Source organism: Rhodococcus sp. 15-2388-1-1a (genome assembly GCF_002259145.1).
In the GTDB taxonomy this organism is placed as follows: domain Bacteria; phylum Actinomycetota; class Actinomycetes; order Mycobacteriales; family Mycobacteriaceae; genus Rhodococcoides.
This window is the reverse complement of record NZ_NPFP01000008.1, coordinates 816,544-837,656: the sequence shown is the minus strand read 5'-3', so window position 1 is coordinate 837,656 and position 21,113 is coordinate 816,544. Positions and strand designations below refer to the sequence as shown.

Below are 21,113 nucleotides of genomic sequence, written 5' to 3'. Positions count from 1 at the left end.
GCTGTCACAGCACTGCCGGGACTACAATCCCCTCGCGGATGAGTCTGCGCGCGACCACCAACGCGTCGTCGGTGTCGAGTCCGGGCAGTGCATCCAGGCGCCACGGTGCTCCCCGGGTCAGCAGGTCGAGAGCGTCCGCGCACTGGAGCGGCATGGTCACGGTCTTGGCGCGCACGACCACGGACACGGCATCGGCCGATCGCACGATGCGCGCGAACAGACCGGGCCGAAGTCGGATCGAATCCTCACCCCGCAACGCTCCCATCGCGGCGACGCTTGCCAGTGGGCGCACCGGTTCCGGTCGGACGAGATCGTCGTGACGATCTGCGACGCGTTCGGCCAGTCGACGTACGGCGTCGGGGTCTCGGCCGATCGCGTCGAGCGCCGCGCGCATGGCGTCCACGACTCGGTGGACATGCGGAACGATGGACTCAGGGTCGGAGTGGTCGAGACCGGCGGGGAGGGGAGCACGCAGACTCTCGACGTCGCCCAGCGACTTCAGCACGTGGTGGGCGAGGTCGTAGTCGTTGTACGAGGCCACTCCGATGGTCAGGTGCACGGTGGTGTCGCCGAGTGCCTGCGCCGAGTGGATCCACCCGCGCGGTAGGTAGAGCACATCGCCGGGCTCGAGGACGACGTCCAGTTCGGGGGTGCCGAGCGCGTGTGCTTCGACGGCCGACCGTCGGTCCGACCACGGTTGGTTGTTGAGCGGATGAACGTGCACCGGCGAGTGAATGCTCCACCGCTTGGTGCCCGCGATCTGCACGACGAACACGTCGTGCACGTCGTAGTGCGGCGAGAAGCCCTGCGACGCAGCCGGTGTCACATACGAGTTGACCTGCACAGGGTGGCCCAGCTCGCGGACGAGATCGCCGACGAAATGAATGAGCGGCGGCCACAGCCGGTGCAGGCCCTGCAGAACCAGCGTGTTCCCGGCCGCGAACGCCGCCAACACAGCGCCCGAATCCACCTGATCGGTCACCTCGGCTCCGAACCCGCCGGACGCCGTGAACTGCGTTCTGTCCAGCAGACGCCCGTCCTTGGCCATGCGCACGAACGGGGTACGTACACCGCGTTCGGCTATCAGCTCGTCCACCGAGTCGAGTGTCATCAGATCGTCGAACGATCCCGACAGCTCGGCGGATCGGGTGAGCTTGGGTGCGATTCCCCAGTGCTGGTCTGCGAACGTCCCGAAGTCGGTACCGGTGAGACGACGGAGCGCGGACCGATGATCCGATCCGCGCTCGCCGCTCGAGTCAGTGCTCAAGCGGTACCGTCCGCACCGCCGTCGTGTCCGTTGGGGTTGGATCCGCCGTCGGCCGGGCCCTCGCCCGCTCCGGCGGGGCCGTCTGCTCCGCCGTCGTGACCGTCGGGGTTGGATCCGCCGTCGGCGGGTCCTTCACCGGCTCCGGCCGGGCCGTCTGCTCCGCCGTCATGGCCACCGGGGTTCGATCCGCCGTCGGCGGGTCCTTCGCCTGCGGCTCCGCCCGTGGTGGTGATGTCGTCGTCGTTGATGCTCATCGAGGTCCTTCCGGTCGTGGAGGTTCGTGTGCCCGCGCAGCGCGAGAACATCGGAGGTATTGACGCAAACTCTGTTTCTCAAACAGCGGTGGCGTGGCGAATTTCAGGCAGAGTCATCGGCGATCTCGGGGGCGTTCTCCCGCGTCGCCATCCCGCCTCCGCCGCCGCCGTCCACAGGTCCTGGTCGGCCGCCTTTCGGCGTGTCCGATGTCTTTTCGGTCTCTGTCGGGTTCTCGTTGTCGGTGTTCTCGTCACGTCCCATGGTTCGACAGTAGACCGCCGCGGAGGCCGTGGGACCATGGAACGATGGATCGATCCCGAGCGCAGCACGTGGTGCTGCTGGACGACGAAGGCCGTGCCGTCGGTACGCATGACAAGACCACCGTCCACACGCAGGACACGCCCCTTCACCTCGCGTTTTCCAGCTACGTGGTGAGATCGGACGGCGCTGTTCTTCTCACGCGCAGAGCGTCGAGCAAGACGACCTGGCCAGGAGTGCTGACCAATACGTGCTGTGGCCACCCGGCTCCCGGTGAGAAGCTCGACGACGCCGTACTGCGCCGAATCGGTGAAGAACTGGGCCTGCGTGCGCAATCCGCCGAGTTGGTACTGCCGCACTTTCGGTACCGCGCCGTCATGGACAACGGAATCGTGGAGAACGAGATATGTCCCGTGTACCGCGTGAGAGTCGACGAGCACGCGACACTCGATCCCGATCCGGCCGAGGTGGAGGAGACTCGATGGGTGTCGTGGCCCGAGTTCTCCGCGGGAGTGCTGGACGGCACCATCGACGTATCACCCTGGTGCCGAACGCAGGTGGAGCAGTTGACCGCTCTGGCCGACGAGCCACTCGGTTGGCCGGCGTCGCCGGACGATCTGCTTCCCCCCGCCGCCCGTCTTGCCGGTACTCACTGAGCTCCCCGGGCCTCTAGGGTCGTGCTGTGACTGTCGACGATTCCGGTAGGCCGAAAGAGGACCTGCTCGACCGGGCTTCCGTCGCGCGCGAACTCGCCCCTTTCGCCCATCGCACCGCCGAAGCCGACGGATTGCGCGCCGCTGCCGTCGCCGTTGCGATCGGTGGGCCGCCGGGGGACAGGCGGATGCTTCTGACGAGGAGGCCGGATCGGTTGCGCGCGCATCCGGGCCAGTACGCGTTGCCCGGCGGCGGTGTGGACCCGGGCGAATCCAGGATGCAGGCCTGTCTGCGGGAATTGGCCGAGGAGTTGGGGATTCGAGCCGATGAGACCGACGTGCTCGGCAGGTTGGACGACTACGTCACTCGATCCGGGTATGTCATCACGCCGTTCGTGGTGTGGGTCGGCGACTACTCGTCCTCGTTGCAGCCCAGCGAGGACGAGGTGGCCGAAGTGTTCGAGGTGACGGTCCACGAACTCGACGTCGACGCCCAATTCGTGTCGATTCCCGAATCGACGCGTCCGGTCATTCGATGGCCGTACCGATCCGGGGCCATCCACGCTCCGACCGGCGCGATCGTCCACCAGTTTCGTGAAGTGGCACTGCACGGTCGACACACCCGAGTCGCGGACTTCGAACAGCCGGTGTTCGCGTGGCGCTAACGTGGCCGCAGGCCCGGGTGGGCAGACCACGACGAGCAGGACGAGAAGGAGGTGATCGCCGATGACGAACGATCGTGAGCTCGAGGTGTCGGATCGCATCGCGACCATCCCCAACCTGCTGAGCGCAGTCCGGCTGTTGGGCGTTCCTCTGTTCCTCTACCTCATGCTGGGCCCCCAGGCCGACGGGTGGGCGCTGGTGATCCTGCTCGTCAGCGGTGGAACCGATTGGCTCGACGGCAAACTGGCTCGCATGCTCGGTCAGGCATCGAAGCTGGGTGCCATCCTCGATCCGCTGGTCGATCGGCTCTACGTCGTCAGCACCCTGGTGGCGTTCGTTGTGCGCGGCATCATTCCCTGGTGGGTAGCAGCGATACTCATCGGGCGCGATGCCGTACTCGGACTGACGATGTTCGTCTATCGCCGCAGATCCCTCCCGCCTCCGGACGTCATCTACCTCGGTAAGGCCGCCACCTTCGTGGTGATGATCGCGCTGCCGGTCCTGCTGGTCTCCGCCGGCAGCAATTCGGTGGCCGACGCTGCAGGACCACTCGGATACGCGTTGCTGATCTGGGGCACGGCGTTGTACGTCTGGACCGGTCTGCTGTACCTCGGTAAAGCGATCGCTGTCGCGAGGGCAGTCGAGCCGACTGTGGCCGGCACCTGACGGTGGAGCCTGCGGAACGACCGGCCAGGTCAGGAGTGGAGCCTGCGGAACGACCGGTCAGACAGGTCAGGAGGAATCCCGTCCCGTCGCTGCTGACGTCATTGTTGACCGACCATCTGGACCCGGGATACGGCGCAGCGGCCGCCGAACGTACGGCGCAGCACACCCGCAAGCCGCGGGTACCTGCGGCGCTCTGGTTGTTGGGCGGTGCCGTCGTGGTCGGGGTGATCTTCGGTATCGCGTTCTCGCAATTGGCTTCCGGCGCCGATGTGGACCGTGCAGGTTCCGATGCGTCGGCTGCTGTCCGCGCCGCACAGGATCGCAGTGCCGAATTGGAAGCGACGCAACAGGCTCTGGCCGAGCAGGTGTCCTCGGAGCGTGACAGAGCCCTGCAGTCCGATGTCTCGGGCAGTGCGTTGTTGGACCGGTTGAGCGCTGTCGAATCCGCCGCGGGCATCGATTCGGTGTCCGGTCCCGGGCTCTCGGTCGTCGTCACCGAACCGGTGGCCGAGGACGGTGCGTCGGATCGGTCGGTTCGCCGGGGTTCGGGCGCGGCCGTGCTCGATCGAGACATCGCAGCGATCGTCAATTCGTTGTGGGTGAGCGGTGCCGAGGCGGTGTCGGTGGACGGTATTCGCGTCGGACCGAACGTGACCATCCGGCAGGCAGGCGGGGCAATGCTGTTGGACAATCGCCCTATCGACTCGCCCTACGAGATCGACGCGATCGGGCCGCCGCAGCGCATTCAGGTCCAGTTCGTCGTCAGTGACGCCTATCTACGGATGAGCACGGTGGCGCAGCTGTACGGCGTCGGATTCACGGTGCGCCCGGCAACCGATCTCGAGTTCGGTCCCGCCGCTGTGAGAGAGTCGTTCCAGGCAGAGGAGGCAGGCCCACGATGACGGAGCACGATCCACCGAATGCCCTATCGGCCGAGTCCGACGTGCCGGTGTCGGCGGACGCTCCGATCACCCCCACCCACGGCGTCTACGCCCTCGCCGCAATTGCCGCATTGATCGTCGGGGTCGTCATCGGCACGGTCGCGGGTCCTCAGGTTCCGGCCGTGGTTGCGCCTTATCTGCCGATCGCCGTAGTCGCGGCGATCGACGCGGTGTTCGGCGGTGTCAGGGCTTTCCTCGACGGAATCTTCGACGCGAAGGTGTTCGTGATCTCGTTCGTCTTCAACGTCCTGGTCGCGGCCCTGATCGTGTGGCTCGGCGACCAGCTCGGGGTGGGAACTCAGCTGTCGACGGCCATCGTCGTCGTCCTCGGAATTCGTATCTTCGGCAACGCGGCCGCTCTGCGCAGACGTCTGTTCGGTGCCTAGATCATGACGGCAGGCGGCGGTAGGCACGGATGGCGCGCGCGACGTCCCGATGCAGAGGGGCGAAGGCGCGGAGCGGCATTCGGCGTTCTCGCGCTCGCTCTGCTGTGCGTCCTGGGAATCGGCCTTGCCACGCAGGTACGAGAGGCGAGCACCACCGATGGCCTGGAGAACTCCAGGCCCGAGGACCTACTGGTCGTGCTGGACACCCTGACCCGTCGCGAGGCGTCCATCCGGGACGAGATCAGCACCTTGCAGGCCACTCTGGCAACGTTGCGCGAGTCCGGTTCGGGATCGGAGGCCGCAGTGGCGGAAGCCCAGGAACGATTGTCCGCGTTGTCGATTCAAGTAGGCACCGTCGCAGCCCAGGGGCCAGGCGTGACGCTGGTGATCGAGGACCCGAGCTCGGGTGTGGGATCCGAGGTGCTGCTGGACGCCATGCAGGAACTGCGCGCCGCCGGTGCCGAAGCACTCCAGCTCGAGGGCGGGGCAGATGCCGTCCGCATCGGCGTCGATTCGTGGATCGCCGGTTCCGCGGGTCGGGTGGTGGTCGACGGTCGAGAACTGCGAGCTCCGTACACCTTCACTGCCATCGGAGACCCGCCGACGCTCGCGTCGGCCCTGAACATTCCCGGCGGGGTCGTGGACACGGTGACTCGCAACGGTGCGACGTCGAACATCGCGCAGTCGGACCAGGTCACGGTGTCCGCCTTGCGGGACCCGCGCCCGCGTCAATACGCTCAGCCCGGTAACTGACCGCCCGCTCGCCCCGGGCCACGATCGAAGGGAATGCCGCGTTGAGCGACATCGACACACCAGCTGATCTGTACTACACCCCCGAGCACGAGTGGGTGCAGCGCACGGGGCCTGCAACGGTGCGCATCGGTATCACCGATTTCGCGCAGGCGCAGTTGGGCGACGTGGTGTTCGTTCAGCTTCCCTCGATCGGCGACACCGTCACTGCGGGCGAGTCTCTCGGCGAGGTCGAATCCACCAAGAGCGTGTCCGACGTGTTCAGCCCTCTGACCGCGAAAGTGGTTGCCGTGAACCAGGATCTGGACGGTGAACCGGAGAAGGTGAACTCGGGACCCTACACCGGAGGCTGGCTGATCGACCTCGAGGTTTCGACACCGGAGGAGTTGGACGCGGCACTGGCGCAGATGCTCGATGCCGCCGGATATGCTGACATCACGGCCGAGTGATCGGCCGGCTGTCGACACCAGCCAACAGGCCACACGGCCCCCGCTGCGCAGGGTACGGTCGACACCGAGCGAATACCCTGTCGGGGCGAAGGTCCAGCAAGCTGTACGACGCTACGCAACACCGAACGCCAAGCAACACCTGATGTGAAGACCATGTACTGCGTTACCCGCGGCGTTCTCTGCCCCGGGTGAACGGACTGAGAAGGAGTAACGGTGAGCCAGAACGACAACGACAGCAACTACGGGGAGTCACCGGCAGAGACCACCTCGGTCTTCCGTGCAGATTTCCTGCAGGAGCTGGACAACTCCGCGGCCGCCCAGAGCACCGAAGCTCCGGTATCGGGTGTCGAGGGGTTGCCTGTCGGTGCCGCACTGCTCGTCGTCAAGCGAGGACCGAACGCCGGATCACGGTTCCTGCTCGACCAGCCGACCACCTCGGCCGGTCGGCATCCCGACAGTGACATCTTCCTCGACGATGTCACCGTCAGCCGTCGGCACGCTGAGTTCCGGCAGGACGAGGACGACTTCCAGGTCGTCGACGTCGGCAGCCTGAACGGCACGTACGTCAACCGCGAGCCGGTCGACTCCGCCGTGCTGGCCAACGGCGACGAGGTCCAGATCGGCAAGTTCCGCCTGGTGTTCCTCACCGGACCGCGGGGCGGCAACGGATCTCAGGTCGGCGACGCGTCTGCGGGTGCAGGAAGCCAGTGACCGCCGTCGGGCAGCAGTCCAACGGGGGGATGTCGATTGGCTCCGTCCTCGATCGACTTCGGCCCGACTTTCCTGATGTCACCATCTCGAAGATCAGATTCCTCGAAGCCGAGGGGCTGATCTCGCCGGAGCGCACACCGTCGGGGTACCGGCGGTTCTCCATCGCGGATTGCGAGCGTCTGCGTTTCGTGCTGACCGCGCAGCGCGATCAGTACCTGCCGCTCAAGGTGATCAAGGAACAACTCGAAGCCATCGACCACGGGGTCGCCACCGTGGAGCGGGCCGATGCATCGGTCAAGCGTCCGCGGTCGCTCACGGTTGCCGCGGGTGAGGTGTCCCCAGAGGAGTTCCTGCCCGATCGTGAGGTTCGTATCGCCAAGGCGGATCTACTCGCTCAGGCGGGGATCGACGATGCGTTTCTCACCGAGCTGCTGCGAGCCGGTCTGATCACCCCCGGGCAGGCCGGTTTCTACGACGACGGAGCCGTGACGCTCGCCCGAACGGCGCACGCGATGTTGCAGTTCGGTCTCGAAGTGCGCCACCTCCGCGCCTTCAAGCTCGCGGCGGACCGCGAAGCCGGCCTGGTCGCGCAGATTGCCGGACCCGTTGCCAAGGGACGAGACGCCGGTGCGCGCGATCGAGCAGAAGAAATGATTCGCGAGTTGGCCGCACTGTCCTTGACCTTGCACACCTGCCTGGTCAAAGCAGCGGTGCGCGGTGCACTCGATCGGTGACGCTCGCTCGCGTCGTTTCGAATTCCAATAGACTCGGCAGCGACGAGCTGAGCCAGTTTCAGTGCAGCCCGGATTTCTCGAGGTGAGAGGCAGACACGATGAGTGAGATGCGTGTGGTCGGTATTCGTGTCGAACAGCCGCAGAACCAGCCCGTGTTGCTGTTGCGCGAGGCCGACGGCGACCGGTACCTCCCGATCTGGATCGGTCAAACCGAGGCTGCTGCAATTGCTTTGGAGCAGCAGGGTGTTCAACCCGCTCGGCCACTCACCCACGATCTCGTCAAGAATCTGATCTCGGCACTGGGGCACCAGCTCAAGGAGGTGCGCATCGTCGATCTGCAGGAGGGCACCTTCTACGCCGATCTCGTGTTCGACAAGGACATCAGAGTCTCCGCTCGGCCGTCGGATTCCGTTGCCATCGCTCTTCGGGCCGGGGTGCCGATCTTTGCCGAGGAGCCTGTGCTCGCCGAAGCCGGGTTGATCATGCCCGACGAGCGCGAGGACGAGGTCGAGAAGTTCAAGGAGTTCCTCGAATCGGTCTCTCCGGACGACTTCAAAGCCACCGACGGGTAACAGAAGAGTCTCAACCTCAACTTTAGGTTCAGGTTTACGGCGCGTTGCGTTGAATCTGCACGATCGTCCCCATAACGTTCGTGCCAGTGAAGTTCATCGCCGCCGCTGGACCGATCCGGTGCAGTTCACGCCTCTTCGACACCTGTCGAGGCGTACTCTGGCCTGGTACACGGTATGACTTCACGCGAGTACACCGAGACATTTCCAGTGTCTCGGACGGATCGCAGTACTGACTCGATCCGAACGCAGTGAGACATCCGAGAGGGAGCAGTCAGTGGGAGATCAGCCGCAGCAGCATCACGGCAGTCGAGGTTCCGAAGCCGCAGGCCGGACCGAGGACACGCCCGTCGGTGCCGATGCTCGGGTCGACACCCCCGAACAGGCGTCGAGCGCCCGAATCGAAGCGCCCCAGGACATTCAACCGGGATTGTTCCCGGACGACTCCGTGCCCGACGAACTCGTGGGCTACCGCGTGCCGAGTGCCTGCCAGATCGCCGGCATCACCTACCGTCAGCTCGATTACTGGGCCCGCACCGGGCTCGTCGTCCCGTCGATCCGCGGCGCAGCGGGTTCGGGAAGCCAGCGGCTGTACTCGTTCAAAGACATGCTGGTCCTCAAGATCGTCAAACGGCTGCTCGATACCGGCATCTCGCTGCAGAACATCCGAGTCGCAGTCGATCACCTGCGCCAGCGTGGCGTGGGCGATCTCGCCAACATCACGCTGTTCTCCGACGGCACCACCGTCTACGAGTGCACCTCGGCAGAAGAAGTTGTCGATCTGCTCCAAGGCGGGCAGGGCGTGTTCGGCATCGCCGTGAACGGCGCGATGCGCGAGCTCACCGGCACCATCGCCGACTTCCCGGCCGAACGTGCCGACGGCGGTGAAAGCCAGCCCAGCCCCGAGGACGAGTTGGCCTCGCGACGCAAGAATCGCGCGAGCCGCAAGACCGGCTAGACTTTCCCCGTCGCGCCCGCGCGGGAGAGTTCCGAGGCATCCAGTCTCGGACGCCGAAGGAGCAATACCTCCCCGTCAATCTCTCAGGCACACGGACCGTGTGGGCTTCGACAACTCTGGAAAGTGGTGGGAGCACCCACCCGCCCAAGGGGAAAGGTGCCGGCGCGCCGAAGTGGCGCGCCGTGTCCGACCGAATCTCTCAGGCGCACGCGTCAGCGGGCACACGACAGAGGGGGAGGAGCGGCCGGAGCGTATGCCTCGGTCGTCCGACGCCTCGTCTTTCCGGCACCTGGGAGCACATCGTGACCGACCGAACCGCCTCGCCCGCACACACTTTCGTGGACCGTCACATCGGCCCGGACCCGACCGAGTTGGTTCGCATCCTCGACACGATCGGCGTCGCCTCGCTCGACGAGCTGGCCCGCAAGGCCGTTCCGTCCTCGATCCTCGACACCGTGGTCGACGGCGTTCCCGACGGCTTGGCGACGCTTCCGCCTGCGCTGAGCGAGCACGAGGTGCTTGCCGCACTGGCCGACCTCGCCGGGCAGAACACCGTGGCGACGTCGATGATCGGCCTCGGCTACTACGACACGCTGACCCCGCCGGTGCTGACCCGGGGCATTCTGGAGAACCCGGCCTGGTACACCGCGTACACGCCGTATCAGCCCGAAATCAGCCAGGGGCGACTCGAAGCGCTGCTGAACTTCCAGACCATGGTTGCCGACCTCACCGGCATGGACGTGGCGAATGCATCGATGCTCGACGAGTCGACGGCGGCCGCCGAATCCATGACCTTGATGCGTCGCGCGAACAGGGCATCGAAGTCGCCTCGGCTACTGGTCGATTCCGACATCTTCCCGCAGACCGTGGCCGTATTGGCCACTCGCGCCGAGCCGTTGGGGATCGAACTGGTCTACGCCGATCTGACCGACGGCCTCCCCGATGGAGAATTCTTCGGTGTCCTCGCGCAGCTGCCCGGAGCGTCGGGCCGTCTGGTCGATCACACGGCGATCATCGAGGCCGCGCACGAGCGCGGCGCGCTGGTGGCAGTGGGAGTGGACCTGCTCGCTGCCACCGTGGTGACTCCGCCCGGTGAGATCGGTGCGGACGTCTGCTTCGGAACCACCCAGCGATTCGGCGTTCCGATGGGATACGGCGGACCGCACGCCGGCTACCTCGCAGTGCGATCCGGTCATTCCCGTCAGCTACCCGGCCGTCTGGTCGGGGTCTCGCTCGATGCGGACGGTCACAGCGCCTACCGACTGGCGCTGCAGACCCGCGAGCAGCACATCCGCCGCGAGAAGGCCACTTCCAACATCTGTACCGCTCAGGTCCTGCTGGCCATCGTCGCTGCGATGTACGCCAGCTACCACGGCGCAGACGGACTGCGGGCCATAGCAACTCGGGTGAATACGCATGCTCGAACCGTGGCGGCAGGTCTGCGGGCAGCGGGTATCGACGTGGTGCACACGGAATTCTTCGATACCGTCCTCGCTGCCATCCCGGGTGGCGCTCAGGCCGTCGTCGACGGTGCCAAGCAGCGTGGCATCAATCTGCGGCTGGTCGACGCCGACCACGTGGCCGTCGCGTGCGACGAGGCGACGACGCCCGAGCACATCGCGAACGCGCTCGCCGCGTTCGGTGCAGAACCCGCCGGTTCCGGGGCCCTGTCGTTGCCCGCGAACACGACTCGCACCTCGGAGTACCTCACGCACCCGGCCTTCACCCGGTACCGCACCGAGACCGCCATGCTGCGCTATCTGCGTGCGTTGTCCGACAAGGACATTGCGCTCGATCGCAGCATGATTCCGCTGGGCTCGTGCACGATGAAGCTGAACGCGACCGCGGAGATGGAGTCCATCACCTGGCCGCAGTTCGCCCGTCAGCACCCCTTCGCCCCGTCCTCGGACGTGCCCGGACTGCTGCGGGTGATCGCCGACCTGGAACGGTGGCTCGTGGACATCACCGGCTACGACGCGGTCAGCCTGCAGCCCAACGCGGGAAGCCAAGGCGAGTACGCGGGTCTGCTCGCCATTCGTCGCTACCACCTCGGCAACGGTGATGCCGAGCGCACCGTGTGCCTGATCCCGTCGAGCGCCCACGGAACCAACGCAGCCTCGGCCGTGATGGTGGGCATGCGCGTGGTGGTCGTGGCCTGCCGGCCCAACGGCGACGTCGATGTCGACGACCTGCGCGCCAAGATCGCCGAGCACTCCGACACCCTGGCCGCGATCATGATCACCTATCCGTCCACCCACGGCGTGTACGAGCACGAGATCTCCGAGATCTGTGCAGCGGTCCACGACGCGGGCGGTCAGGTGTACGTCGACGGTGCCAACCTCAACGCTCTCGTCGGGCTGGCACGCCCCGGCCGATTCGGCGGCGACGTCAGCCACCTGAACCTGCACAAGACATTCTGCATCCCGCACGGAGGCGGCGGGCCCGGGGTCGGACCCATCGGTGTGCGGTCGCACCTGCAGCCGTACCTGCCGGGTCACCCACTGGCCCCGCAGCTCGGTTCGGGACCGACGGTGTCCGGTGCCCCCTACGGCAGTGCCTCGATTCTGACGATCACGTGGGCCTACATCGCGATGATGGGTGCGACGGGGCTGCGGCAGGCGACGTTGACGGCGATCGCGTCTGCCAACTACATCGCCCGTCGCCTCGACGAGTACTTCCCGGTGCTGTACACCGGCGACAACGGCATGGTTGCCCACGAGTGCATCCTCGATCTGCGAGGCCTGACCAAGGACACCGGAGTCACCGTCGACGACGTTGCGAAAAGGTTGGCGGACTACGGCTTCCACGCGCCCACGATGAGCTTCCCGGTGCCGGGAACGCTGATGGTCGAGCCGACCGAGAGCGAGAATCTCGAGGAGATCGACGCGTTCTGCGATGCGATGATCGCCATCAGGGGAGAGATCGATCGCGTCGGATCGGGCGAATGGACGGTCGAGGACAACCCACTTCGAGGTGCACCGCACACCGCTCGGAGTCTGGTTGCCGAGTGGGATCACCCGTACTCACGGGAACTCGCTGCCTACCCGGCGGGCTACGACCGTCCCAAGGTGTGGCCCGCGGTGCGTCGCATCGACGGTGCCCACGGTGATCGCAATCTGGTGTGCTCGTGCCCACCGATCGAGGCGTTCGCCTGAGCCGAGAACAGAGCCCGCCACGTCGACGTGGCGGGCTCTGTCGTATTCGCGTCGGGGGCTTCAGCCCCGGGTGAGCTCGAGCATCGCGATCTCGGGCGGAGCGGCGACGCGGACCGGTGGACCCCACGCACCCGCGCCGCGGGTGGTGTATAGCGTGGTGTTGCCGATCGTGTCCAGCCCTTCGACACTGGGCTGCTGTAGCGGCACCAGATAACGGATCGGCCAGATCTGACCCCCGTGCGTGTGCCCGGACACCTGCATGTCGACTCCGAAGTCCGATGCCTCCACCGCCTGCAACGGCTGGTGTGCCATCAGTAGTACGAATCGATCGGGATCGATCCCGTCCAATGCCGCGGCGAGATCGGGTTCGTACGGGGCCGGTGCGGTGGCGTCGTTGATGCCGGCGATATCGATTGCAGCGTCGCCACGAGTGATCGTCGCGCGTTCGTTGCGCAGAACGTCGATTCCGAGCGTCGACCAGAAGTCGAGCCATTCGCCGCCGTCGCCCGCGTAGAACTCGTGATTGCCGCTGACGGCGAACACACCGAGTGGGGCATCGAGGTCGCGGAGCGGCTCGAGATCTTCTCCCACCAGAGCAACCGTGCCGTCGATGAGATCGCCGTCGAGCAGCACGACATCTGGATTCTGGGCGTTGATCGAATCGACGACCTCACGAACGAAATCCGCGCCGCGGGAGGGACCGGCATGCAGATCCGACACCAACGCCACTCGGACTCCGTCGAATTCGGTCGGTAGCCGGTCGAGTGCGACGTCGGTGTTCGTCGCACGCGGAGTTGCCGCCTCGACGAGTCCGTACCCCACTGCGACCACGCTGACCAGTGCCACCGCCGCCGAGCCGATCCTCGACACACGCAGTCGAGCAGCGGACGAATCACGATGCCTCGCAGCGAAAACCACTCTCAGGACGGTGCATACCACGGCCACCAGAAGCGTTCCCAGGAACAAGTACAGCACGACGGCGAGCCAGCTGAGGCCGACGAACGCGGGGCCCCGTGCCCAGGACGGATCGAATGCGACGCCGCTGCCGAAGCCGATCACCGCACACAGCCACAGGAGCGCCAGCACGGCATCGACAGCCCGTTTGGGACGAGTCGGCATCCTGGTCACGGAGAGGAATCGCCAGTGCAGAAACAGGGTGACGAGGAGTAAGAAGACGCCGACAAAAAGTACACGAGACATGTTCTAGTACAGCAACTTTCCGAGTCGATCGATGAGGTCTGGAGAATCCGATGTCGACACTGCTTCCACGGTGCCGCCGGTCCTGGCTGCGATGTCGTCGAACGAGGACACATCCGGGTTGTCCCCGATCTGCACGATGTTCACCGCGACCGGACGCGCCGGATCGGCCGCGGCGGTCAGGTCGGTGAGCAAATCCTCCATGGACAAAGAGGAGTCGTCCGGGCCGTCGGTGATCAGCACGACGGAATTGACGCGGCCGGGAACGTATCCGGCGACGGCGTCGAGATACGCGACGAGTACGGACGCGTACGTGAACGACCCGGTTGCCGGCGTCAACGCCGCCGCGGTGGTGGAGAGTGCTGCGCGTCTGGGAGTGGCTCCGACCGGAACCGTCATCGGGCCGGTGGGGACATCCACTCGGAAAGGCAGCGAGTTGTCCAGATCCTCGCTGAAGCTCCACAGGCCCAGCTCGGTGGAGTCGGGTACTCGCTGGAACTGCTCGTCGAGGGCGCGAACCGTGTTCTGCAGCCGAGTTGCACTGCCTTCGGCGGTGCCCATCGACTCGGATACGTCGAGCAGTACCGTGGCGCGGCGCGGCAGGACCGGATTTCGCAACACGGCCAGCAGTGCGTCGGCGACCGGTCCGGAAGGAGCAGTGACCGCGTCCGCGTTCACTGTCTCGCCGACGCCGAAGCCCGCATCCGTGAGCAACTGCGCACCGTCCGGCTGCCGGACGAAATCGACGAACGCGGCGGCAGCCCGGGTCGATGTCTCGTCACCGGAGAGCACGGCCGCGGGATGATCGGCAACGGGAGCGGGGCCCTGAGGCTCGACGGCGGTCAACGTCGAGGAATCGGTCGATGCCAGCTGTTGTTCGGTGACCGGAACCGCGTGGACGGGGCCGTCGGGGCCGGGCGCGTTCTCGAGGGCCGCGAGCGCGTCGTAGGTGGTGGACGCGGACGTCGCGGAGGCGCCGGTGTCGGTGAGAGCCAGCTCCGACACTGCCGAGATCAGTTCTCTCGACGAGACCTGTTCGAGGGTCAGTGCAGTGGTCGGATCGCCGCGTACCCCGGCAGCGATCGCGGCGACCGCGAGTGTGGTTGCGCCGGAATCGGATCCGGTCGGAAGGGCGAGACGGAGTGCGCCCCACTCGCCGAGACCGAGTGACTGTGGGTCGCGTTGCAGTCGGACCAGGTCGGCCCAGCTCACAGTGGTCAGAGCATCGGCCACAGCAGACGGCACCGCGAGTACGACCGGACTCGTCGCGAGTGGCCGCGGGGTGCCGTCGACGGCACCCCTGTCGGTGACGGCTTCGACGTCACCCGAGGACTGAGGTATCCACAGGCCCGGCCGAGCACCGAGTGCTTCGATGTCCCAGTTGTCGATACCGGCGTTCAACGCCGTCCGCACGGCGTCCGAAGACGTAGCTCGAACCTGCACCGTCACACAGTGATCCCGCACCACCGGTGCGGTGTCGTTGAATCGAGCAGCCAGTTGTTCGACAGGCCCGGAGATGTCGGGATCGGCGGCGACAGTGAGCACCGCCGATCCCTCCACACAGGTGTCGGCAGCTTCGACCCCTTGATCGAAGATGCGATCCCGCAGCTGAAACCATCCGAACACGGCCGCAACCAGCACCGCGATCGTTATCACGACGATCACGGGTCCGGCGGCTATCGAACGCCCGCGCCCTGTGTTCCGATGTTCACCCACGTGATCGACAAGTCCGTCAGGCGTTGACGGCCTTGTACTCCCGTCGGCGACGATGCAGGATCGGCTCGGTGTAGCCGTTGGGCTGGCTCGTGCCCTGGAAGATCAGGTCACTGGCAGCCTGGAAGGCGATGTTGGTGTCGAACTCGGGAGCCAACGGCTTGTACGTCGGATCGGATTCGTTCTGACGGTCCACCACCGGGGCCATCCGCTTCAGCGACTCGCGCACCTGGTCTTCGGTGACGATGCCGTGGCGCAGCCAGTTCGCGATGAACTGACTCGAAATGCGCAGCGTCGCACGGTCTTCCATGAGTGCGATGTCGTTGATGTCGGGAACCTTCGAGCACCCGACGCCGTGGTCGATCCATCGCACCACGTAGCCCAGGATCGACTGCGAGTTGTTGTCGAGTTCGTTCTGCTTCTCCTCGTCGGTCCAGTCCGTGGACGGCGCGAGAGGGATTTCGAGAATGTCGTCGACAGTGGCGCGCTTGGCCTGTGCGATCTCGTGCTGACGGGCGAACACATCGACCTTGTGATAGTGCAGGGCGTGCAAGGTCGCCGCGGTGGGCGAGGGAACCCACGCCGTGTTGGCCCCGGCCTTGGGGTGGCCGATCTTCTGCTCGAGCATGTCGTGCATCAGATCGGGCATGGCCCACATGCCCTTGCCGATCTGGGCCTTGCCTTCGAGGCCTGCAGCCAGGCCGGTGTCGACGTTGAAATCCTCGTAGGCGGCGATCCACTTCTCGCCCTTCATCGCGCCCTTGCGAACGACGGGACCTGCCTCCATCGAGGTGTGGATCTCGTCGCCGGTGCGGTCGAGGAAGCCGGTGTTGATGAACACGACCCGCTCGGAGGCGGCCTGGATGCACGCCTTGAGGTTGACCGTCGTGCGGCGTTCCTCGTCCATGATGCCGACCTTGAGCGTGTTGGTCGGCAGCGAGAGAACCTGCTCGACACGGCCGAACAGCTCCGCGGTGAACGCGACCTCGTCCGGTCCGTGCATCTTGGGCTTGACGATGTACAGCGAACCGGTGCGTGAGTTGGACAGCACGTTGTCCGAGGTCAGCGAGTGCATACCGGCCAGCGAGGTGAACAGTGCGTCGAGAATTCCCTCGGGCACCTCGTTGCCGTCGGCATCGAGGATCGCATCCGACGTCATCAGGTGACCGACGTTGCGGACGAACAGCAGTGAGCGACCGTGCAGTGTCAGTTCGGAACCGTCGACCGAGGTGTAGGTGCGGTCCTTGTTCATGGCACGAGTGAAGCTTCTGCCACCCTTGGAGACTTCCTCGGTCAGATCGCCCTTCATCAGACCGAGCCAGTTGCGGTAGCCGAGGACCTTGTCGTCCGCATCGACTGCAGCGACGGAGTCCTCGAAGTCCATGATGGTGGTGACGGCCGACTCGAGCAGGACGTCCTTGACGCCTGCGCCGTCGGTCTTGCCGATCGGGCTCTCGGGGTCGATCTGGATCTCGAAGTGCAAGCCGTTGTGCACGAACAGGATTGCCGACGGCGCGTCCGGGGTGCCCTGGTATCCGAGCAGCTGTGACGGATCCTTCAGCCCGACCGTGCTGCCGTCGGACAGAGTCACCGTCAGCGATGCCGCGTCGACGACGTATCCGGTGGTGCCGACGTGCGAGCCGGAGCTCAGGGGCAGCGCCTCGTCCAGGAAGTCCCGCGCGAAGGCGATGACCTTGTCGCCGCGGACCCGGTTGTAGCTGGTGCCCTTCTCGGCTCCGTCGGTCTCGGGAATGACATCGGTTCCGTAGAGAGCGTCGTACAGCGAGCCCCACCGTGCGTTGGACGCGTTGATCGCGAACCGGGCATTGAGCACCGGCACCACGAGCTGCGGTCCTGCAGTGGTCGTGATCTCGGTGTCGACACCGGAGGTGCTGATCTGGAAGTCGGCCGGCTCGTCGAGCAGGTAGCCGATCTCCTTCAGGAATGCCTTGTACGCGGCTCGGTCGTAGTTCGGGCCTGCGTGCTCGCCGTGCCAGGCGTCGACCTTGCCCTGGATCTCGTCGCGCACAGCCAGCAACGACTTGTTCTTGGGAGCGAGATCGGCGATCACCGACGCAGCACCGGCCCAGAAGGCATCCGAATCTACGTTCGTACCCGGCAGCGCCTCCTTCTCGACGAAATCGAATAGGACCTTGGCGACCTGAAGTCCACCAGCCTGCACACGATCGGTCATGAATTCCTCACTCTTTCCGGTCACGGACACCGGCTGACCGGTGTCCCCACGACAACGCTGTCGATGTTACTCGGCGGTAGGTCCGACGCCGAACTCGCCGCCGATCAGTAAATTCTGGCATCGAGCGATCAACGCCGAACGCAGAGGTGCCGCTTCGCTCGACAATTCTCCCTGCGCACGCACGTATTCCGCGCGACCGGCCGCGGTCTCGATCCGAATGGGTTCGAGATCGTAGTCGCTCAGGTCGTACGGACTCGCGCGCATGTCGATCGTTCGCGCGTGCAGAGCCAGTTCGAAGCAGTCGGTGAGAAACTCGGAATCGATCAGCGGCCCCAGCTTGTAGCACCACTTGTACAGATCCATCGAGGCATGGATACAACCGGGTTGCTCGGATGTCAGACGCGAATCCGGAGACAGCGCAAGAGCGTTGCGCGGCGCAGCGTCGGGGGTGAAGAACCGGAAGGCGTCGTAGTGGGTGCAGCGCAACGTCATCGAATCGACCACAGCATCGGTTCCGTCGTGTCCGAGACGCAACGGCACCTGCTCGTGACGCTGTGCCGAGGTACCCCCGCGATAGACCATCGCCCACTCGTGCAGTCCGAAACAGCCGAGCACCGGGGGCTTTTCCCGGGTGGCGGCGAGCAGGCCGAGGGTGAATTCGATACTCGATCGTCGTCGCTCCACCAGATCCGACCGCACCCGAAAACCCGGGCCGTCGTCGGTGTCCACCTGCTCGTAGGACGCGAACGCCGCGAAATCGTGCGCACTATCACCGGTGAGGACAACGCCGTGGCCTGGATTCCACCGGCGCAGCTGACCCGGGCGATGACTGTAATAGGTGAACAGGAAGTCGAGAACCGGATGAACGCCGCCGTGACCCCGGTCGGTCAGATAGTCACCGACCAGGTTCTCCACCCGCGCTGCATGCGCAGCGCGACGAGTGATCCACTGCTCCTCGCGCAGCAACGTCGAGTCCGACATTCACACGTTCCGTGGGGGAGCGGGCGTGGACTCGACGCTGGACGACGATTGACCAGGACGAGGACCGGCCACTCGGTGGGTGCCGTCTCGAACCGTACCGACGAACTCCTCGACCAGGTCCTCGAGGGCGACGATGCCGACCGTGGCACCGGTTGCGTCGTGCACGGCACCGAGATGGCTGCTGGCCCGACGCAACTTGGTCAATGCGTCGTCGAGCACCGTGTCGATGGAGACCACCGGTAGCGCCCGCACATCGCTGCGAGGAATGACCGTGTCCGGTCCTGCCGACTCGTCGGCCATGTCGTCGAGCACGTCCTTCAGATGCAGGTAGCCCACCAGTGCCCCCGAGGCGTCGCGAACCGGATAGCGAGAGAATCCCGTTTCGATGACAGCACGTTCGACGGAGCCGAGAGTGGGTCCGAGAGTGTGGTCGGGCCCGGACAACTCGATACTGCGAACCTGGTGCGAGGGAATCAGAACTTCACCCACCGTCCGGCCGGATGTCTCGAGTGCCTGCCGCAATCGTCGATGCTCCTCGGCGTCGATCAATCCTTCCGATCGTGATTCGCCGATCATCTGCGACAACTCGACCGCCGACACCGAGGAACTCAGCTCGTCCTTGGGTTCGATCCGCAGCAGTCGAAGGGTCAGGTTGGCGCACATGTTGTAGAACGAGATCAGCGGCAGCGCCACCTTGATGAACAGCAGATGGATGGGCACCAGAACCATCGCAGTGCTCTCCGGGCCCGCGATGGCGATGTTCTTGGGCACCATCTCGCCGATGAGAATGTGCAGCACGACCACGAGCGTCAACGCGATGGCGAAGGCGATCGGGTGCAGGAAGGACTCGGGAATGCCGACTGCCTCGAGCGGAACCTCGATCAGGTGTGCCACCGCGGGCTCCGCCACACGACCGAGAAGGATCGAACAGATCGTGATACCGAGCTGGGCAGCAGCGAGCATCTGCGACAGGTTCTGACCGGCCTCGATGACACTCTGCGCGCGCTTCTTGCCTTGCGCGAGCAGAGCTTCGAGGCGATCCCGCCGGGCCGAGATCAGTGCGAACTCGGCACCGACGAAGAAGGCGTTGCCTGCGAGCAACAGAACGGCGAGACCGACTCCGAGGAAATCACCCATCGATCTCACCGTCCGATCTCATCCGAGCCACCGCTGCCGCGTCGACGGGCAGGAGCACCACCCGGTCGATGCGGCGGCCGTCCATACGGATCACTCGTGCCACCCAACCGCCGTCTCGCTCGAGCGGATCCTCGTTGGCCGGGGAAGGCAGCAGAACTGCGTCCCCCTCGGTCGGAATGCGACCCAACTCGGTCAGTACCAGACCGCCGATGGTTTCGTACTCGCCCTCCGGCGCGGAGTACCCCGTGGCCGACGCGACCTCGTCGATACGCAGCAGGCCTGCGCAATCCCATCCGTCGCCCGACCTGGAGACGTCGAGCTCCGGCTCGTCGTGTTCGTCGCGCACGTCACCGACGATCTCCTCGATCAGGTCCTCCATCGTGACCATGCCCGCGGTACCGCCGTATTCGTCGACGACGAGCGCGACCTGCATACCGTCGGCGCGCACCCGCTCCATCACCGCATCGCCGTCGAGGCTGGACGGTACGACCGGTACGTCGCGTGCCAGAGACTCGACCGTCGTCGAGCGACGGTGCGATCCGGCGACGGTGAACGCATGCTTGATGTGAACGACGCCGATGGTGTCGTCCAGATCGCCGTCGACCACCGGAAACCGCGAGAAGCCGGTTCGCGCAGCCGTTTGGATCAGATCGGCCACGGTCGCGTCGGTGGCGAGCGTTTCGATCTTCACTCGCGGCGTCATCAGTTCCTCGGCCGTGCGATCACCGAACTGCAACGACCGATCCACCAGTCGGGCAGTGTTCTCGTCGATCGATCCCTGCCGTGCCGACGTGCGGACCAGTGAACCCAGTTCCTGCGGCGACCGCGCGGATCTCAGTTCCTCGGCCGGCTCGATCCCGAGCCGGCGTACCAGCCAGTTCGCCGACCCGTTGAGCCCGTTGATGGCCCATTTGAAGACCAGCGAGAACCCGGCCATCGCACCGGCGGTGACACGAGCGGTCGACATCGGTTTCGCGATGGCGATGTTCTTGGGAACCAGCTCACCGAAGATCATCGAGAACGAGGTGGCCAGGATCAGAGCCACCGCGAGCGAGATGCCTGCGGAGAGGGTCTCGGATGCGCCCAACGCGTCGGCCACGGGTCGAATGAAGCCGGCCAGTACCGGTTCGGCGAGGTAGCCGGTGATCAGTGTCGTGATGGTGATGCCGAGTTGGGCGCCGGACAGCTGAAAGGACAGTGTCTTGTGGGCGTGCAGAACTTGGCGGGAGCGCAGGTCGCCGTTCGCTGCCTGTGACTCGACTGCACTGCGTTCGAGAGCAGTGAGGGAGAACTCGGCCGCGACGAACAGCGCGGTGCCTGCCGTCAAGGCGACGAAACCGAGCAGGCTGACGATGGTGAGAAGAAGTGCCACGCGTCAACTCCGCCTGAGCCGGGACCGTCGAAGCTGGGAAAGGAGCATCGCGCCGCCGGAGTGCACGTGGCTGCCGAAATCTGTGTCGCCGGGTTTCTCTCCCG

General features: G+C 65.5%; 21 protein-coding genes and 1 riboswitch. Of the genes, 12 read left to right on the top strand and 9 right to left on the bottom strand.

Going from position 1 to position 21,113, the window contains the following annotated elements; all coding sequences use genetic code 11:
• Positions 1-4 precede the first annotated feature (4 nt).
• From CH302_RS08290 to CH302_RS29955, 3 genes are all read right to left on the bottom strand, one after another.
• A complete protein-coding gene (locus CH302_RS08290; protein WP_037189238.1) occupies positions 5-1,267 on the bottom strand; it encodes a cupin domain-containing protein in 1,263 nt (420 codons plus the stop codon).
• A complete protein-coding gene (locus CH302_RS08285) occupies positions 1,264-1,521 on the bottom strand; it encodes a hypothetical protein (protein ID WP_032398144.1) in 258 nt (85 codons plus the stop codon). Before CH302_RS08285 ends, CH302_RS08290 begins: the two co-directional genes overlap by 4 nt.
• A 103-nt stretch (positions 1,522-1,624) precedes the next feature.
• Complete coding sequence (locus CH302_RS29955) at positions 1,625-1,783, bottom strand: hypothetical protein (RefSeq protein WP_170946016.1); 159 nt, start codon at positions 1,781-1,783, stop codon at positions 1,625-1,627.
• Positions 1,784-1,827: 44 nt separating this feature from the next.
• Between CH302_RS29955 and idi the strand changes: the two genes are divergently transcribed.
• From idi to gcvP, 12 genes are all read left to right on the top strand, one after another.
• Complete coding sequence (idi, locus tag CH302_RS08280) at positions 1,828-2,436, top strand: isopentenyl-diphosphate Delta-isomerase (protein ID WP_037189239.1); 609 nt, start codon at positions 1,828-1,830, stop codon at positions 2,434-2,436.
• A gap of 26 nt (positions 2,437-2,462) precedes the next feature.
• Positions 2,463-3,098, top strand: coding sequence for an NUDIX hydrolase (locus CH302_RS08275; protein WP_037189240.1), 636 nt, complete (start codon positions 2,463-2,465; stop codon positions 3,096-3,098).
• A 61-nt stretch (positions 3,099-3,159) separates the two neighbouring features.
• Positions 3,160-3,762 (top strand): CDP-alcohol phosphatidyltransferase family protein, encoded by a 603-nt coding sequence (locus CH302_RS08270; protein WP_037189241.1) that lies wholly within the window; start codon positions 3,160-3,162, stop codon positions 3,760-3,762.
• 104 nt (positions 3,763-3,866) lie between these two features.
• Positions 3,867-4,664, top strand: coding sequence for a DUF881 domain-containing protein (locus tag CH302_RS08265; RefSeq protein ID WP_230596205.1), 798 nt, complete (start codon positions 3,867-3,869; stop codon positions 4,662-4,664).
• The gene (locus tag CH302_RS08260) at positions 4,661-5,089 is read left to right on the top strand and encodes a small basic family protein (protein WP_082323574.1); all 429 of its coding nucleotides are present in this window, start codon (positions 4,661-4,663) and stop codon (positions 5,087-5,089) included. The genes CH302_RS08265 and CH302_RS08260 overlap by 4 nt, the downstream gene beginning before the upstream one ends.
• Before the next feature lie 3 nt (positions 5,090-5,092).
• Entirely contained in the window at positions 5,093-5,842 is a 750-nt protein-coding gene (locus CH302_RS08255) for a DUF881 domain-containing protein (protein WP_037189243.1), read from the top strand.
• 41 nt (positions 5,843-5,883) lie between these two features.
• On the top strand, positions 5,884-6,288 hold the full coding sequence (gene gcvH / locus CH302_RS08250) for a glycine cleavage system protein GcvH (protein WP_037189244.1): 405 nt from the start codon (positions 5,884-5,886) through the stop codon (positions 6,286-6,288).
• Positions 6,289-6,501: 213 nt separating this feature from the next.
• Positions 6,502-6,999, top strand: coding sequence for an oxoglutarate dehydrogenase inhibitor Odhl (gene odhI / locus CH302_RS08245; protein ID WP_032377955.1), 498 nt, complete (start codon positions 6,502-6,504; stop codon positions 6,997-6,999).
• Complete coding sequence (ftsR, locus tag CH302_RS08240; protein ID WP_037189245.1) at positions 6,996-7,733, top strand: transcriptional regulator FtsR; 738 nt, start codon at positions 6,996-6,998, stop codon at positions 7,731-7,733. Before odhI ends, ftsR begins: the two co-directional genes overlap by 4 nt.
• A 98-nt stretch (positions 7,734-7,831) precedes the next feature.
• Positions 7,832-8,305 carry a bifunctional nuclease family protein gene (locus CH302_RS08235; protein WP_037189246.1) on the top strand — a complete coding sequence of 158 codons (474 nt, stop codon included), beginning with the start codon at positions 7,832-7,834 and terminating at the stop codon, positions 8,303-8,305.
• Positions 8,306-8,702: 397 nt separating this feature from the next.
• Positions 8,703-9,260 (top strand): MerR family transcriptional regulator, encoded by a 558-nt coding sequence (locus CH302_RS08230; protein WP_052047548.1) that lies wholly within the window; start codon positions 8,703-8,705, stop codon positions 9,258-9,260.
• 11 nt (positions 9,261-9,271) lie between these two features.
• Positions 9,272-9,369, top strand: a riboswitch (glycine riboswitch).
• Between the two features lie 193 nt (positions 9,370-9,562).
• Positions 9,563-12,415, top strand: a complete 2,853-nt coding sequence (gcvP, locus tag CH302_RS08225) for an aminomethyl-transferring glycine dehydrogenase (protein WP_037189248.1) — start codon at positions 9,563-9,565, stop codon at positions 12,413-12,415.
• Positions 12,416-12,475: 60 nt separating this feature from the next.
• Here gcvP and CH302_RS08220 read toward each other — a convergent pair whose 3' ends face one another.
• The 6 genes from CH302_RS08220 to CH302_RS08195 form a co-directional block, all read right to left on the bottom strand.
• On the bottom strand, positions 12,476-13,615 hold the full coding sequence (locus tag CH302_RS08220; protein ID WP_037189249.1) for a metallophosphoesterase: 1,140 nt from the start codon (positions 13,613-13,615) through the stop codon (positions 12,476-12,478).
• Between the two features lie 3 nt (positions 13,616-13,618).
• On the bottom strand, positions 13,619-15,277 hold the full coding sequence (locus CH302_RS08215) for a substrate-binding and VWA domain-containing protein (RefSeq protein ID WP_176460664.1): 1,659 nt from the start codon (positions 15,275-15,277) through the stop codon (positions 13,619-13,621).
• Between the two features lie 67 nt (positions 15,278-15,344).
• Entirely contained in the window at positions 15,345-17,519 is a 2,175-nt protein-coding gene (locus tag CH302_RS08210) for a malate synthase G (protein WP_037189970.1), read from the bottom strand.
• A 66-nt stretch (positions 17,520-17,585) separates the two neighbouring features.
• Positions 17,586-18,500 carry a hypothetical protein gene (locus tag CH302_RS08205; RefSeq protein ID WP_037189250.1) on the bottom strand — a complete coding sequence of 305 codons (915 nt, stop codon included), beginning with the start codon at positions 18,498-18,500 and terminating at the stop codon, positions 17,586-17,588.
• Positions 18,501-19,637, bottom strand: coding sequence for a hemolysin family protein (locus CH302_RS08200; protein WP_037189251.1), 1,137 nt, complete (start codon positions 19,635-19,637; stop codon positions 18,501-18,503). It lies immediately after the preceding gene.
• Positions 19,630-21,009 carry a hemolysin family protein gene (locus tag CH302_RS08195; RefSeq protein ID WP_037189252.1) on the bottom strand — a complete coding sequence of 460 codons (1,380 nt, stop codon included), beginning with the start codon at positions 21,007-21,009 and terminating at the stop codon, positions 19,630-19,632. The genes CH302_RS08200 and CH302_RS08195 overlap by 8 nt, the downstream gene beginning before the upstream one ends.
• Between the last annotated feature and the right edge of the window lie 104 nt (positions 21,010-21,113).

Excerpts from the sequence above, each read along its gene's own strand:
- CH302_RS08200 (WP_037189251.1), bottom strand. The coding sequence starts at position 19,637 with ATGGGTGATTTCCTCGGAGTCGGTCTCGCCGTTCTGTTGCTCGCAGGC.
- CH302_RS08255 (WP_037189243.1), top strand. The coding sequence starts at position 5,093 with ATGACGGCAGGCGGCGGTAGGCACGGATGGCGCGCGCGACGTCCCGAT.
- CH302_RS29955 (WP_170946016.1), bottom strand. The coding sequence starts at position 1,783 with ATGGGACGTGACGAGAACACCGACAACGAGAACCCGACAGAGACCGAA.
- CH302_RS08260 (WP_082323574.1), top strand. The coding sequence starts at position 4,661 with ATGACGGAGCACGATCCACCGAATGCCCTATCGGCCGAGTCCGACGTG.
- CH302_RS08205 (WP_037189250.1), bottom strand. The coding sequence starts at position 18,500 with ATGTCGGACTCGACGTTGCTGCGCGAGGAGCAGTGGATCACTCGTCGC.
- CH302_RS08210 (WP_037189970.1), bottom strand. The coding sequence starts at position 17,519 with ATGACCGATCGTGTGCAGGCTGGTGGACTTCAGGTCGCCAAGGTCCTA.
- CH302_RS08285 (WP_032398144.1), bottom strand. The coding sequence starts at position 1,521 with ATGAGCATCAACGACGACGACATCACCACCACGGGCGGAGCCGCAGGC.
- CH302_RS08220 (WP_037189249.1), bottom strand. The coding sequence starts at position 13,615 with ATGTCTCGTGTACTTTTTGTCGGCGTCTTCTTACTCCTCGTCACCCTG.
- CH302_RS08235 (WP_037189246.1), top strand. The coding sequence starts at position 7,832 with ATGAGTGAGATGCGTGTGGTCGGTATTCGTGTCGAACAGCCGCAGAAC.
- idi (WP_037189239.1), top strand. The coding sequence starts at position 1,828 with ATGGATCGATCCCGAGCGCAGCACGTGGTGCTGCTGGACGACGAAGGC.
- CH302_RS08270 (WP_037189241.1), top strand. The coding sequence starts at position 3,160 with ATGACGAACGATCGTGAGCTCGAGGTGTCGGATCGCATCGCGACCATC.